The sequence below is a fragment of the Streptomyces sp. NPDC057002 genome (genome assembly GCF_042673825.1).
In the GTDB taxonomy this organism is placed as follows: Bacteria; Actinomycetota; Actinomycetes; order Streptomycetales; family Streptomycetaceae; genus Streptomyces.
The window spans coordinates 220,299-233,717 of sequence record NZ_JBHURZ010000010.1 but is presented as its reverse complement, the minus strand read 5'-3'; the positions used below and the strand labels follow the sequence as shown (position 1 = coordinate 233,717).

15 protein-coding genes are annotated in these 13,419 nt (G+C 71.1%); 10 read left to right on the top strand and 5 right to left on the bottom strand.

All coding sequences use genetic code 11. From position 1 onward, the window contains the following. The first annotated feature begins 30 nt into the window (after positions 1–30). Positions 31–879: a sulfurtransferase gene (locus tag ACFT32_RS38655; protein ID WP_382498516.1), complete on the top strand. Its 849-nt coding sequence runs from the start codon at positions 31–33 to the stop codon at positions 877–879. 79 nt (positions 880–958) lie between these two features. On the opposite strand, the gene sepH is transcribed toward ACFT32_RS38655, so the two are convergent. Then, positions 959–2,008, bottom strand: a complete 1,050-nt coding sequence (sepH, locus tag ACFT32_RS38650) for a septation protein SepH (RefSeq protein WP_382498514.1) — start codon at positions 2,006–2,008, stop codon at positions 959–961. 477 nt (positions 2,009–2,485) lie between these two features. Between sepH and ACFT32_RS38645 the strand changes: the two genes are divergently transcribed. Continuing rightward, positions 2,486–2,638 carry a hypothetical protein gene (locus tag ACFT32_RS38645; RefSeq protein WP_382498513.1) on the top strand — a complete coding sequence of 51 codons (153 nt, stop codon included), beginning with the start codon at positions 2,486–2,488 and terminating at the stop codon, positions 2,636–2,638. Positions 2,639–2,670: 32 nt separating this feature from the next. Here the strand turns inward: ACFT32_RS38645 and ACFT32_RS38640 are convergent, their stop codons facing one another. Then, entirely contained in the window at positions 2,671–3,990 is a 1,320-nt protein-coding gene (locus ACFT32_RS38640) for a D-arabinono-1,4-lactone oxidase (RefSeq protein ID WP_382498511.1), read from the bottom strand. Next, positions 3,950–5,191, bottom strand: a complete 1,242-nt coding sequence (locus ACFT32_RS38635) for an MFS transporter (RefSeq protein WP_382498509.1) — start codon at positions 5,189–5,191, stop codon at positions 3,950–3,952. Before ACFT32_RS38635 ends, ACFT32_RS38640 begins: the two co-directional genes overlap by 41 nt. Positions 5,192–5,361: 170 nt before the next feature. On the opposite strand from ACFT32_RS38635, the gene ACFT32_RS38630 reads away from it, so the two are divergent. Together ACFT32_RS38630 and ACFT32_RS38625 are read left to right on the top strand one after the other, a co-directional pair. Beyond that, positions 5,362–6,489, top strand: a complete 1,128-nt coding sequence (locus ACFT32_RS38630) for a ferrochelatase (RefSeq protein ID WP_382498507.1) — start codon at positions 5,362–5,364, stop codon at positions 6,487–6,489. Positions 6,490–6,497: 8 nt separating this feature from the next. Continuing rightward, positions 6,498–7,313: an inositol monophosphatase family protein gene (locus ACFT32_RS38625; RefSeq protein ID WP_382498506.1), complete on the top strand. Its 816-nt coding sequence runs from the start codon at positions 6,498–6,500 to the stop codon at positions 7,311–7,313. A 120-nt stretch (positions 7,314–7,433) separates the two neighbouring features. Here the strand turns inward: ACFT32_RS38625 and ACFT32_RS38620 are convergent, their stop codons facing one another. Then, the gene (locus tag ACFT32_RS38620) at positions 7,434–7,607 is read right to left on the bottom strand and encodes a hypothetical protein (RefSeq protein ID WP_382498504.1); all 174 of its coding nucleotides are present in this window, start codon (positions 7,605–7,607) and stop codon (positions 7,434–7,436) included. Positions 7,608–8,035: 428 nt separating this feature from the next. Here ACFT32_RS38620 and ACFT32_RS38615 point away from each other — a divergent pair, with 428 nt between their 5' ends. The 4 genes from ACFT32_RS38615 to ACFT32_RS38600 all read left to right on the top strand — a co-directional run bounded on the left by ACFT32_RS38615 (position 8,036) and on the right by ACFT32_RS38600 (position 11,610). Next, positions 8,036–8,689, top strand: coding sequence for a response regulator transcription factor (locus tag ACFT32_RS38615; RefSeq protein ID WP_111580853.1), 654 nt, complete (start codon positions 8,036–8,038; stop codon positions 8,687–8,689). 6 nt (positions 8,690–8,695) lie between these two features. Beyond that, positions 8,696–9,928, top strand: coding sequence for a sensor histidine kinase (locus ACFT32_RS38610; protein WP_382498502.1), 1,233 nt, complete (start codon positions 8,696–8,698; stop codon positions 9,926–9,928). A gap of 406 nt (positions 9,929–10,334) precedes the next feature. Next, the gene (locus ACFT32_RS38605; RefSeq protein ID WP_003993510.1) at positions 10,335–10,631 is read left to right on the top strand and encodes a DUF4193 domain-containing protein; all 297 of its coding nucleotides are present in this window, start codon (positions 10,335–10,337) and stop codon (positions 10,629–10,631) included. Between the two features lie 13 nt (positions 10,632–10,644). Then, positions 10,645–11,610, top strand: a complete 966-nt coding sequence (locus ACFT32_RS38600) for a hypothetical protein (protein WP_382498500.1) — start codon at positions 10,645–10,647, stop codon at positions 11,608–11,610. A 41-nt stretch (positions 11,611–11,651) separates the two neighbouring features. Here the strand turns inward: ACFT32_RS38600 and ACFT32_RS38595 are convergent, their stop codons facing one another. Continuing rightward, positions 11,652–12,119 carry a DUF3093 domain-containing protein gene (locus ACFT32_RS38595; RefSeq protein WP_382498498.1) on the bottom strand — a complete coding sequence of 156 codons (468 nt, stop codon included), beginning with the start codon at positions 12,117–12,119 and terminating at the stop codon, positions 11,652–11,654. Between the two features lie 58 nt (positions 12,120–12,177). Between ACFT32_RS38595 and ACFT32_RS38590 the strand changes: the two genes are divergently transcribed. Both ACFT32_RS38590 and dut read left to right on the top strand, forming a co-directional pair. Further along, positions 12,178–12,762, top strand: coding sequence for a PaaI family thioesterase (locus tag ACFT32_RS38590; RefSeq protein ID WP_382498497.1), 585 nt, complete (start codon positions 12,178–12,180; stop codon positions 12,760–12,762). 104 nt (positions 12,763–12,866) lie between these two features. Next, positions 12,867–13,418 (top strand): dUTP diphosphatase, encoded by a 552-nt coding sequence (gene dut / locus ACFT32_RS38585; protein WP_382498495.1) that lies wholly within the window; start codon positions 12,867–12,869, stop codon positions 13,416–13,418. The last annotated feature ends 1 nt before the right edge of the window (position 13,419 follow it).

Genomic DNA, 13,419 nt, shown 5'->3' with positions numbered 1-13,419 from the left:
TCGGCCACCCCCGTGCGCGAGGATGGGGCCATGAACGCCATCATCTCCGCATCCGACCTCGCGAACGATCTGACGGGCGCCAACCTGCCGGTCCTGCTCGACGTCCGCTGGCAGCTCACCGCGGCCAAGGCGGCGGGTGAGCCGCCGTACGACGGCCGGGCCGACTACGAGACCGGGCACCTGCCCGGGGCCGTCTTCGTCGACCTGGACCGGGAGTTGGCCTCCGCGCCTGGCCAGGGCGGCCGGCATCCACTGCCCGGCCTCGCGCACTTCGGCGCCGCGATGCGCCGGGCGGGCGTGTCGTCCGGAACGCCGGTGGTCGTCTACGACGGCGGCCAGGGCTGGGCGGCCGCCCGGGCCTGGTGGATGCTGCGCTGGACGGGTCACCCGGACGTGCGGGTCCTCGACGGCGGGTTGCCGGCCTGGGAGGGGCCGTTGGAGAAGTCCGTGCCCGTGCCGGCGGAGGGCGACTTCGTGCCCGAGCCCGGGGCGGGGCTGCTCGACGCCGACGCCGCCGCGGCGTTGGCGCGGTCCGGGGTGCTGCTGGACGCGCGGGCGGGGGAGCGGTACCGGGGCGAGGTGGAGCCGATCGATCCGGTGGCCGGGCACATTCCGGGCGCGGTGTCGGCGCCCACCACCGAGAACGTGGGAGCGGACGGGCGTTACCTCCCCGCGCCGGAGCTTCGGGAGCGTTTCAAGGGGCTCGGAGTGTCCGAAGGCGCGCGGGTCGGCGTGTACTGCGGGTCGGGGGTGTCAGCGGCCCATGAGGTCCTGGCGCTGGCGGTCGCGGGCATTCCGGCGGAGCTGTACGTGGGGTCGTGGTCGGAGTGGTCCTCGGACCCGGACCGGCCGGTCGCGGTGGGGCCGGATCCCCAGTAGCCGGGTGTGCACAGAGGGCCGCGCCCGGAAGGCGCGGCCCTCATGGCCGTACGGTCGGCGTCAACGCCGCGTGTTCCAACTACTCCTGCTTCTTGCGCCGCGTCCCGAACACGATCTCGTCCCAGCTCGGGACGGCGGCTCTGCGACCCGGACGGACACCGTCGGCCTCGGCCTGGCGGTCGGTGGAACCGATGAGCCGGTCGCGGTGGCTGCCGACGGAGCGTGGCATGAGGACGTCCGCGTAGGCGGAACCGGCCGAGGCGGCGGGGGCCGGAGGCTCCTCCTCCTCGGGCTCGACGACGAGGGGCTCCTCCTCCTCGGGCTCCGGCGCCGGGCGCTCCGGCACCACCAGATCGCCACGGAAGCTCGGCACCGCCTCCAGCAGGCTGGTCAGCGAGTCCCGCTCGCCCGTGGCAGCCGTGCTCTCCTCGAGCGGTTCGGACGCCTGCGCGGGCAGGGCGGGCCGCTCACGGTCGACGGGCCGGTCCAGCGGCCGGTCGCGAGGCAGCCGGGCGATCCGCGGGACGAACGGGAAGCTGGGCTCGGGCGCGGCCAGGTCGTCGGTCTCGCCGATGAGCATGCGCGCCTCGTCGTCGACGGCCTGGACGAGCCGCCGGGGCGGGTCGTAGGTCCAGCTCGCCGAGTGCGGCTCGCTCGCGACGCGGTAGACGAGCAGGACCTCCCAGGTGCCGTCGTCGCGACGCCACGAGTCCCACTGGACGGTGTCCTTGTCGACACCGCGCACCATCAGCCGCTCCTGCACGGCCTCGCCCAGCGGCGGACCGGAGTTCTCGCCGGGGCGGCGGACCGGGGTCTTGCGGGCCCGCTCGGCCATGAACGCACGCTCGGCGAGCACGGGGCCCTCGAAGCGGCGCACCCGGTCGACGGGGATGCCTGCCATTTGCGCGACCTCTTCCGCGGTCGCGCCGGCTCGTATACGCGCCTGGATGTCGCGGGGGCGGAGGTGGCTCTCCACCTCGATCTCGATCTGGCCGAGGCGGGGACGGTCGCCGCGCACGGCGGCGCGCAGACGTTCGTCGATCGGAAGCGTGTACTCCGTGCTGTCCGCAGCCTTCAGCACCAGCCGTGTGCCGTCATTCGAGACGGCCACGACACGCAGTTCGGGCATGGGGACCTCCCGGGTGGTGCCTGCCGACGTCACGTGCGTCGCTGCTTCCGCTAGTCGAGTGTGGCCTGCCCGGGTGCAGCCTGCCACAACCTTGCCGAGTTGCCCGGCGTGTCGGGCACGGGCCCTGGATCGCCGTTATGGCACGGTTACCTATTCGCAACGCTAAGTGACGAACTCTGTCACCCTGTGCAACTAGCCCCCTCCCGGCGGTCCTTAAAGGCCCCGTACACCCTGGTGGGAGACCGGACCCAGGGCTCGCCACAGTACTCCATTTGGGCCACGTGCGTGGATTGGCACGCCGCCCAACTTCTGACAAGAGGGGGGACTTGGTCGCCCCATGCCCCCGATTCGTGATCTTGAACGTGGGGAAGTTCACGTAATCACCAGAAACGGAACTATCGGTTTCGGCCAGGCGTCCACGGCGAGTTCACAGAGGGCACCGTCTCCCGCGCCCGGGTCAGGGGATGGAAGCGGCCGGTGCTCGCGGCCGTGGCCTTCGGCGTCACGATGGCCGGAATCACCACCTACGAGTTGGCCTCCGGCCACAACCTCAGCGGCGGACGCGGCACGACCGCCGACGACTCGGGAGGCTCCGGTGCCGGCGCCCACGCCGAGCGACGGGGGGAGTGAGGACCCCGGGAACACAACCCCCAGCGCGTCGCCTACGCCCCCAGAACCCGCCGCAAGTAGTCGTTCTGGAACCGCCGATCAGGGTCGAGACGGTCCCGCAGTGCCGTGAACTCGCCGAAGCGCGGATACACCCGGGAGAAGTACTCGGCGTCTCTGGTGTGGACCTTGCCCCAGTGCGGACGGCCCTCGTGGGCGGTGAAGATGCGCTCGGCCGCGGTGAAGTACCGCTGGTAGGGCGTGCCCTGGAACATGTGGACGGCGATGTACGCGGTGTCGCGGCCGGAGGCGGTGGACAGCGTGATGTCGTCGGCGGGAGCGGTGCGCACCTCGACGGGGAAGCTGACCCGCAGGCCGGAGCGGTCGACCATGGCCCTCAGTTCGCGCAGCGTGTCGACGACGGCCGTGCGCGGAACGGCGTACTCCATCTCCACGAAGCGCACCCGGCGCGGAGACGTGAAGACCTTGTAAGGGATGTCGGTGTAGCTCCGCGCCGACAGGGCCTTGCTGGAGATCTGCGCGATCGCGGGGATCGTGGCGGGCACCGCGCGGCCGACCCAGTTGGCCACCTGGAAGACGCCGTTGGAGAGGAACTCGTCCTCCAGCCAGCTCTTGAGCTGCGGCACGGGCTTCTCCGGGCCCGCGCTGCGGTTGTTGCGCTTGGTGTTGGTGCTGCCGGTGTGCGGGAACCAGTAGAACTCGAAGTGCTCGTTCTCGGCCCAGAGTTCCTCGAAGTCGGCGAGGACCCTGTCGAAGGGCATCGGTTCCTCGCGGGCCGTGAGCAGGAAGACAGGCTCGACGGCGAACGTGATCGCGGTGACGATGCCCAGCGCGCCGAGGCCGAGGCGGGCGGCGGCGAAGACCTCCGAATTCTCCTTCTCGGAGCAGCTGAGCACCGAACCGTCGGCAGTGACCAGTTCCAGCCCCCGGATCTGGGCGGCGATCGAGCCGGAGTCGCGGCCCGTCCCGTGCGTGCCCGTGCTGGTGGCCCCGGAGACGGTCTGCTCCATGATGTCGCCCATGTTGGTGAGCGACAGGCCCTCACGCGCGAGGGCCATGTTGAGCCTCTTGAGCGGGGTGCCGGCCTCCACCGTGACCGTCATGGCGTCGCGATCAATGCCACGTATGCCGGTCAACAGTTGAGGGCGGATCAATACACCGTCCGTCGCGGCTATGGACGTGAAGGAGTGCCCGGCGCCGACGGCCTTCACCCTGAGGCCGTCCTCGGCGGCCCGCCGCACGGCCGCGGCCAGCTCGTCGACCGAGGCCGGGGTGACCTGCCGCGCGGGACGCGCGGAGACGTTGCCGCCCCAGTTACGCCACGTGCCGTTCTTTCCGTTCGCTGTGCTGCTCAACGGAGCCTCCCCGACCCGGAGCCGGCCGCTTGAGCCGGCGGAATCCCAGGAAACCCACCGCGACCGCGACGGCCCCGGCCACCGCCGGAACCCCGTACCCGGCACGCGCCCCGGCCGCGTCGATCACCCAGCCGGCCGCGGAGGAGCCGAGCGCGACCCCCACCGCGAGCCCGGTGCTCACCCAGGTCATGCCCTCGGTGAGCTGCGCACGTGGTACGTGCTCTTCGATGAGGGACATCGTCGTGACCATCGTCGGAGCGACGGACAGACCCGCAACGAACAGCGCCACGGCCAGAAACGGCAAGTTTCCGACCAGTAGGAGGGGGATCATACTCACGGCCATGGCGCACACGCCCAGCAACCACCGACGTTCCCGCGCCCCGGCGAAGTGCAGGAGCCCGAAGATCATGCCCGCCACGCAGGACCCCGCCGCGTACAGCGCGAGGACGATACTCGCGGCCGCCTTGTGCCCCTCCTCGTCGGCGAAGGCCACGGTGACCACGTCGACCGCCCCGAAGATCGCCCCGGTCGCCACGAAGGTGGCCACCAGGACCTGAAGGCCCCGCGCGCGGATCGCCGAACCGCCGCCGCCGTGCCGCTCGCGCGGGTGCGGCTCGGGCTCGGTGGCGTGCTGCGAGGTCAGCCAGAACACGCCGGCCGCCAGGAAGCAGGCGGCGAGGAGCGGACCGGCCTCCGGGAACCATGCCGTGGAGAGACCGATGGAGATGATCGGCCCGAAGACGAAGCACACCTCGTCCACCACGGACTCGAAGGAGTACGCGGTGTGCAACTGCGGCGTGCCCCGGTACAGGGCCGCCCAGCGGGCCCGGATCATCGCGCCGACGCTCGGTACGCAGCCGATGCCCGCACACGCCACGAACAGCACCCAGTCCGGCCACCCGTAGTGCGCGGCGAACAGCAGCACGGCCGCAGCGGTCAGCGAGATCAGGGTCGCCGGGCGCAGCACCCGCCGCTGTCCGTACTGGTCGACCAGCCGCGAGACCTGCGGTCCGGCCACCGCGGCGGAGAGCGCGATGGTGGCCGAGAGGGCGCCCGCCAGCCCGTAGCGCCCGGTGAGCTGGGAGATCATCGTGACCACGCCGATGCCCATCATCGACACCGGGATGCGACCGAGGAAGCCGGCGGCGGAGAAACCCTTGGAGCCTGGAGCTGCGAACAGGGCGCGGTAGGGGCTGGGCAACGGGGTCTCCGAAAGGCTCAGTAAGCTGCGAACGCAGTCGACACAGCTTACGTCCCGGAACGCCCTGTGGTACCCGTTCGGACCAGCCACGGATCCGCCCCGACCCGGCTGCCGCGCAGGTGTCACCCCGCCGTTTCCCGGGTGTCAGTGCAGGGTGGCAGGATCGACCCATGCCAGACGCGCGCGATGTCACCCCCTACGACGCCCTGCTGCTGCTCTCCTTCGGCGGCCCGGAAGGCCCGGACGACGTGGTCCCGTTCCTGGAGAACGTGACGCGCGGGCGTGGCATCCCCAAGGAACGCCTCAAGGAAGTCGGGCAGCACTACTTCCTGTTCGGCGGGGTCAGCCCCATCAACGACCAGAACCGCGCCCTGCTGGACGCCCTGCGCAAGGACTTCGCCGACCACGGCCTCGACCTGCCGGTGTACTGGGGCAACCGCAACTGGGCGCCGTACCTGACGGACACGCTGCGCGAGATGGTCCGCGACGGCCGCCGCCGCGTTCTGGTCCTCGCCACCAGCGCCTACGCCTCGTACTCGGGCTGCCGGCAGTACCGCGAGAACCTCGCCGACGCGCTCGCCGCCCTGGAAGCCGAGGGCCTGGAGCTGCCGAAGATCGACAAGCTGCGGCACTACTTCAACCACCCCGGCTTCCTGGAGCCCATGATCGACGGGGTGCTCCGGTCCCTCGCCGAACTCGACGAGGACGTCCGGGACGGGGCGCACCTCGCCTTCTCGACCCACTCGATCCCGACGGCCTCCGCCGACACCTCCGGGCCCGTCGAGGACCACGGCGACGGCGGCGCCTACGTCAGACAGCACCTGGACGTGGCGAAGCTGATCGCGGACGCCGTCCGCGAGCGCACCGGCGTCGACCACCCCTGGCAGCTCGTCTACCAGTCCCGCTCCGGCGCCCCGCACATCCCGTGGCTCGAGCCCGACATCTGCGACCACATCGAGGAGCGGCACGCGGCCGGTGTCCCGGCCGTCGTGATCGCGCCCATCGGGTTCGTCTCCGACCACATGGAGGTCCTGTACGACCTCGACACGGAGGCCAAGGCCAAGGCCGAGGAGCTGGGACTGCCTATGCGCCGCTCGGCCACCGTCGGCGCCGACCCGAGGTTCGCCGCCGCGATCCGCGAGCTGGTCGTGGAGCGGGCCGCCACCGAGCGCGGGCAGAAGGTCACCCCCTGCGCCCTGGGGGCCCTCGGGGCGAGCCACGACCTCTGCCCGGTCGGCTGCTGCCCGGCCCGCGCCCCCCGGCCCGCCGCGGCGGGCGCCGACAGCACCTACGCGTGAGGAGCCCCGTGACCGACCCCCTGCACACGGACCTGCTCGAACTCGCCCAGGAGGCCGCCCGCCGCGCGGGCGCGCTGCTGCGGGACGGGCGCCCGGCCGACCTGGCGGTCGCCGCGACCAAGTCCAGCCCCATCGACGTCGTCACGGAGATGGACATCGCGGCCGAGAAGCTGATCACCGGCCTGATCGCCGAGCGCCGCCCGGACGACGGCTTCCTCGGTGAGGAGGGCGCTTCCAGCGACGGCACGAGCGGCATCCGCTGGGTGATCGACCCGCTCGACGGCACGGTCAACTACTTGTACGGCCTGCCCACCTGGGCCGTCTCCATCGCCGCCGAGCAGGACGGCGAGACCGTCGCCGGAGTCGTCACGGCCCCGATGCGCGGCGAGACGTTCCACGCCGTGCTCGGCGGCGGTGCCTGGGCCACGGGCGCCTGGGACGGGGAGCGCCGGCTGGCCTGCCGCCCCGCGCCGCCCCTGGACCAGGCGCTGGTCTCGACGGGCTTCAACTACGTCGCCGAGGTCCGCGCCCACCAGGCCGAGGTCGCCCAGCGGCTGATCCCGCTGCTGCGCGACATCCGGCGCGGCGGCTCGGCCGCGGTCGACCTGTGCGACCTGGCCGCGGGACGCCTGGACGGCTACTACGAGCGCGGTCTGCACGCCTGGGACCTGGCGGCGGGTGACCTGATCGCCCGGGAGGCGGGCGCCCTGACCGGTGGACGCCCCGGAGAACGCCCGTCCGGTGATCTGACGGTCGCGGGGACCCCCGGCGTCTTCGAACCCCTCCAGCGCCTCCTGGAGGACTTCGGCGCCTGGCACGACTGAGGCCGGCCCGGACCGGCGTACGACGGCCCGCGCCGTGCTGAACACCGGGTGAACGGGTCCGTAGGACGACGAAGCGGGCCCCGGCGCTGGATTCGCCGGGGCCCGCTTCGTACGGCCTGATCAGACGCTCGTCGCGCTGACCTCCACACCGTGCTCGGCGGCGAGGCGGCGCAGGTCGTCGAGCTCGCCCTGCTCCACTTCGACGAGGAAGTCGTCGCCCTCGTCTTGAGCCCGGGACAGATCGGACTCGGTCGCCCTTATGCGCTGCAGAAGTCCTGCGGTGAATGCGTCCATGCTGCGCCCCCTCGTCCTGGGTCGTGGGTCGTTGGCACGGGGGTGTGCCGTTCGGAAGGGACGATCACGTCTCCGGTGGATGCCCAGCGCCGCTCAGCTGGGCGGCGACGGTGCCGGACACCCACGCCCCGCCCTGCGGAAAAGCGGATTGATGCGCACCGCATGGTGGTGCGGTGCCAGCAGAGTGTGATCGTGGGATGTAAAGCCGTCCTCCCCAAGCTCCCTTCCGTGGAAACCTAACCGGAGGAGAAAATCTCCTATTCCCCGCGGCCACACCCGCGCCCGACCTCTCCCTCACCCGCCTTACCTCCGACTTATGGCCGAAAAGGGCAGGATGGAGGGCAACACACCAACAGACCGTCGAAGACCCCTGCCCGCATGCGCCCGAGAAGCGCGGTGCGGGTGGACATGAGGGAAGGACCAGGGACGTGCGCGTACTCGTCGTCGAGGACGAGCAACTGCTCGCCGATGCGGTGGCCACCGGACTGCGCCGGGAGGCCATGGCCGTCGACGTCGTGTACGACGGTGCGGCCGCCCTGGAGCGCATCGGCGTCAACGACTACGACGTGGTCGTTCTCGACCGCGACCTCCCGCTGGTGCACGGCGACGACGTCTGCCGCAAGATCGTCGAGCTCGGCATGCCCACGCGCGTGCTGATGCTCACGGCCTCCGGCGACGTCAGCGACCGTGTCGAGGGGCTGGAGATCGGCGCCGACGACTATCTGCCCAAGCCCTTCGCGTTCAGCGAGCTCATCGCGCGCGTGCGGGCCCTCGGCCGGCGCACCAGCATGCCCCTGCCGCCGGTCCTGGAGCGCGCCGGGATCAAGCTCGACCCCAACCGCCGCGAGGTATTCCGCGACGGCAAGGAGGTCCAGCTCGCTCCCAAGGAGTTCGCCGTCCTGGAGGTGCTGATGCGCAGCGAGGGCGCCGTCGTCTCGGCGGAGCAGCTGCTGGAGAAGGCCTGGGACGAGAACACCGACCCGTTCACGAACGTCGTGCGCGTGACCGTCATGACCCTGCGCCGCAAACTCGGCGAGCCGCCCGTCATCGTCACCGTCCCCGGCTCCGGCTACCGGATCTGATACCCCGTGGCAGCGACTCCCGCGCCCCCGCAGGCGCCCCCGAAGCCCACCTGGGACCCCAGGAGGCCCGCGCCGCCCTTCCCGTGGCTGCGCCCGACCATCCGCATACGGCTCACGCTGCTCTACGGCGGCATGTTCCTGATCGCCGGCATCCTGCTGCTGTCGATCATCTACCTGCTGGCCGCGCAGGCGCTGAACGTGGGCAGCGAGCTGCCGTTCAAGATCGTCGAGGGCAAGGTCACCAGCGACATCTGCAACCTGCCCGGCCAGGCCTCGCCCAGCGAGTTCAACGACGCCATGAACCAGTGCGTCAACGACCAGCGTCAGCACGCCCTGGACAACCTGCTCAGCCGCTCGCTCCTGGCGCTGCTGGGTCTGGCGGTCATCGCCTTCGCCTTCGGCTACGCCATGGCCGGCCGGGTCCTGTCGCCGCTGGGCCGGATCACCCGCACCGCCCGCACGGTGGCCGGCTCCGACCTGTCCCGCCGGATCGAGCTGGACGGCCCGGACGACGAGCTGAAGGAGCTGGCGGACACCTTCGACGACATGTTGGAGCGGTTGCAGCGCGCTTTCACCGCCCAGCAGCGCTTCGTCGGCAACGCCTCGCACGAGCTGAGGACGCCGCTGGCGATCAACCGCACGCTCCTGGAGGTGCACCTGTCCGACCCGGGCGCACCGGTGGAGCTCCAGCAGCTCGGCAAGACGCTGCTGGCCACCAACGAGCGCAGCGAGCAGCTCGTCGAGGGCCTGCTGCTGCTCGCCCGGAGCGACAACCAGATCGTGGAGCGGGGGCCGGTGGACCTGGCCGAGGTCGCCTCGCAGGCCATCGACCAGGTGCACGGCGAGGCCGAGGACAAGGGCGTGCGGATCCGTGGCGAACAGAAGCCCGCGGTCGTCCAGGGCAACGGCGTGCTGCTGGAGCGGGTCGCGCTCAACCTGGTGCAGAACGCCGTGCGCTACAACGTGGCCGAGGACGGCTGGGTCGAGGTCACCACCGACGTTCAGCACGGCCAGGCGGTCCTGGTCGTCTCGAACACGGGCCCGGTCGTGCCGGCGTACGAGATCGACAATCTCTTCGAGCCGTTCCGGCGGCTGCGCACGGAGCGCACGGGCAGCGACAAGGGCGTCGGACTCGGTCTGTCCATCGTCCGGTCCGTGGCCCGGGCGCACGGCGGGCACATCTACGCCCAGCCCCGCGAGGGAGGTGGGCTCGTGATGCGAGTCACGCTGCCCATCTGAGATCATGTCGCCGATCAACTCGGCGGTGCACGGGGATGTTCGCTTTGCGCGGAATTTCTGAGGCCTCACCTCGGGCACCCCGTGTGTGATCGATCACAGGGGCGCCTTTCCGGCCATCTACTCTCCGTGATCATGGACCCTGTCGGAAAGCCGGGAAAATCCCGGTTTTCGGGGGTCTTGATCACGGGAAGTACAGGGTGAGACGCCTTTGAGGTGCGGCATTCGGACCGTGTACGGTCCCCATCGCCATCCAAGCCGATCACTCGTGAGGAGTCCGGTTGGGTGTCGATTGAGTAACAGACCTTGATGTGAGGCAAAATCTCCGCCTCAGGTCGGGCACAAGTCCGGCCTCTCACGCGTTACGTGCGCTGGAGACACCGCAGACACCCAGAGGGGGAGAGCGACCATGGCAACCGATTACGACACTCCACGCAAGACCGATGACGACGTTGACTCGGACAGCCTCGAAGAACTGAAGGCCCGGCGGAACGACAAGTCGGCTTCCGCAGTGGACGTCGACGAATTCGAGGCCGCCGAAGGCCTCGAGCTGCCCGGAGCCGATCTCTCGAACGAGGAACTGGCCGTCCGGGTGCTCCCGAAGCAGCAGGACGAGTTCACGTGCATGAGCTGCTTCCTGGTGCACCACCGCAGCCAGCTGGCCCGGGAGAAGAACGGTCAGCCGATCTGCCGCGACTGCGACTGAGGACGGGTCGGCCGTGACTGGCTCGACCCCTCCCTGGAAGCGCCGCTTCTCCAAGCGGAAAGCGGACGAAGGGCCGATGGACGGCCCGCAGTACGGCGCGCGTGACGACGAGCGAGGCCCAACCGGCACGGGGGCGGCCTCGCTCGAACCGGCCGCGGACCGGAGTGACCTCCCGGCGTCCGTGGACGTCCCCGCACCCGTCGCCCGACGGCGGGCGGGGACGATCCGGGAAAGGGCCAGGGAGAGCGCCCGCAAGGGCGGTGTCCGGGCCCGGGCGGGGCTCGCGTACCTCGCCGACCGGATCATCGAACTGGCGCCGCGGATCCCCGTACGGGACCTGGCGACGCTCCGCAGGCAGTTCCCGGGCCTCGGGCCCGAAGAGCTCGCGGACAAACTCGTGGCGGGCGCCGCGAGCGCGACGGCGACGGTCGGAGCCGGCATCGGCGCGGCCGCGATGCTTCCCGTACCGCCCGCGTTGCCGACGGAACTGGCCGCCGAGGTCACCGGCGTCGCCGCGATCGAGCTCAAGCTGATCGCCGAACTCCACGAGGTCTACGGCGTACGGCCGCCCGGCAACCTCAAGCAGCGCAGCACCGCGTATCTCGACTCGTGGTCGGGGGAGCGCGGGATCGACGCGACCAAGCCGTCGACGCTGAGCGTGGCGCTGAACAGCCGCATGAAGCGGGAGCTGCGGCAGCGGATCATGAAGCGGATGGTCCGCAGCATGCCGAACCTGATCCCGTTCCTGGTGGGCGCCGCCGTGGGGGCGGCCATGAACCGCAGCGAGACGAGAAAGCTCGCCGCGCGGATCCGTAAGGACCTGCGCGAGCTCCAGGTGCCCTGGGAGGCTCTCGAGGCGCTTCCCGCCCTGGAACGTCCGGCGGACGCCCTGGAGATGGGTGAGATCACGAACGACCCCCTGGGTCGCGAAGCGGACTCGAAACGCGACGACACGCACAAGCGCGACGACGGACGCTGAAGCCGCCCGTCCGCCGTCGGGTGAAGCGACGCTCGGATGTGCTACTCCGACTTCGCCGGCCTCGTGGCCTTCAGCGCCTCCGCCAGACGCTCCGGCTCGCGCGTGGACAGGTACAGGTACGGAGTCGGGTCTTCCGGGTCCGTGACCTTCACGCGCAGGGCCGTGGGGATGTAGGCGCGCAGCAGCATGAAGGCGCGTGGGTCGGCCTTGTGGGTGCGCCAGGCGCGCGCCCCCTCCGCGTCCAGGATCTCCGCCTCGCCCAGCGCCGCCAGCGGGATCTTCGCCTCGCCCGCGATCAGCGAGTCGCCCACCACGCGGATGCGGACCGAGCCGTACGAACTCGCCGCGACGGCCGCGACCGCGGTGCCTCCGGCCAGGCCGCCGAGCATGGGCAGCGTGCCGAACGGAAGCAGGATCAGGGCCATCGAGACGCCGACGAGGAACGAGATCAGCCACCAGGTCCGGGGGGCGGTGAGGCGTTCTTCGTACGGGGCGGCGGAGAGCTGCATGGAGCCAAGCTTGACACGGTGTCCGGAAGGGGCCGACGCGCGGGTAAGGTCTCCGGCTGTGAGTCGTACTTCCGCAGCTCTTCAGCCTCCGGCCGACGCCGTGCGACCGGTGCGGCATCCGGACGCTCCGGCGCCCGGTGAGCTCCTCGGCGCGCACTACGGCCAGTGTTTCGGCTGTGGTGGTGACCAGCCGCACGGGCTGCACCTGGAGGCGCGGGCCGGCGAGGGCGTGTCACTCACCGCAGAGTTCACCGTGCGGCCCGCCCACCAGGGCGCCCCCGGCCTCGCACACGGCGGGGTGCTCGCCAGCGCCCTGGACGAGGCCCTCGGCTCGCTGAACTGGCTGCTGCGCACGATCGCCGTGACCGGGCGGCTGGAGACCGACTTCATGGGGCCCGTGCCCGTCGGCACCACGCTGCACCTTCAGGCGGAGGTGACGGCGGTGGCCGGGCGGAAGATCTACTCGACCGCGACCGGACGCGTGGGAGGCCCCGACGGACCCGTCGCCGTGCGCGCCGACGCGCTCTTCGTCGAGGTGAAGGTCGACCACTTCGTCGAGCACGGCCGCCAGGAGGAGATCCAGGCGGCCATGAACGACCCGGACCAGGTCCGGCGCGCCCGCGCCTTTGAGGTGAACCCGTGAGCCTGGAAGGCCCCGTGAGGCCCACCGGCCCAGTGAGCCCGGCCGACCCCGTGAGCCCCACCGACCCCGCGAGCCCGGAAAGCCCCATGACTCCCGCGAGCCCCGTGAGCCGTCAGCCCCTCGACGTGCTGATCCGGCGCGTCGATCCGGAAGTACCCCTTCCGTCGTATGCGCAGCCCGGTGACGCGGGAGCCGATCTGCGCACCACCGAGGCGTGCCAACTGGAGCCGGGCGAGCGGGCCGTGCTGCCCACGGGAGTGTCTGTGGCGCTGCCGGAGGGGTACGCGGCCTTCGTGCACCCGCGATCCGGCCTGGCCGCCCGCTGCGGCGTCGCCCTGGTGAATGCCCCGGGGACGGTTGATGCCGGGTACCGTGGGGAGATCAAGGTGATCGTGGTGAATCTCGACCCGCGCGAGTGCGTGCGGTTCGAGCGCTTCGACCGGATTGCCCAACTGGTAGTCCAGCAGGTCGAGAAGGTTCGCTTCCAAGAGGTGGCAAAACTTCCCGACTCGGCGCGGGCCGAGGGGGGCTTCGGGTCCACCGGAGGCCATGCGGCGGTGGACGGGACGAGCGGCACAAGCGGTCAGGCCGCCCTGGGCGGTCGGACGGGTGGGAATCGATACGCTTCGGTCGTATCCGACCGGGAAGGACAGTGAC

What these genes read in the sequence shown, in the direction of transcription:
- ACFT32_RS38655 (WP_382498516.1), top strand. Translation starts at nt 31, where the DNA reads ATGAACGCCATCATCTCCGCATCCGACCTCGCGAACGATCTGACGGGC.
- sepH (WP_382498514.1), bottom strand. Translation starts at nt 2,008, where the DNA reads ATGCCCGAACTGCGTGTCGTGGCCGTCTCGAATGACGGCACACGGCTG.
- ACFT32_RS38630 (WP_382498507.1), top strand. Translation starts at nt 5,362, where the DNA reads ATGCCAGACGCGCGCGATGTCACCCCCTACGACGCCCTGCTGCTGCTC.
- ACFT32_RS38620 (WP_382498504.1), bottom strand. Translation starts at nt 7,607, where the DNA reads ATGGACGCATTCACCGCAGGACTTCTGCAGCGCATAAGGGCGACCGAG.
- ACFT32_RS38605 (WP_003993510.1), top strand. Translation starts at nt 10,335, where the DNA reads ATGGCAACCGATTACGACACTCCACGCAAGACCGATGACGACGTTGAC.
- ACFT32_RS38595 (WP_382498498.1), bottom strand. Translation starts at nt 12,119, where the DNA reads ATGCAGCTCTCCGCCGCCCCGTACGAAGAACGCCTCACCGCCCCCCGG.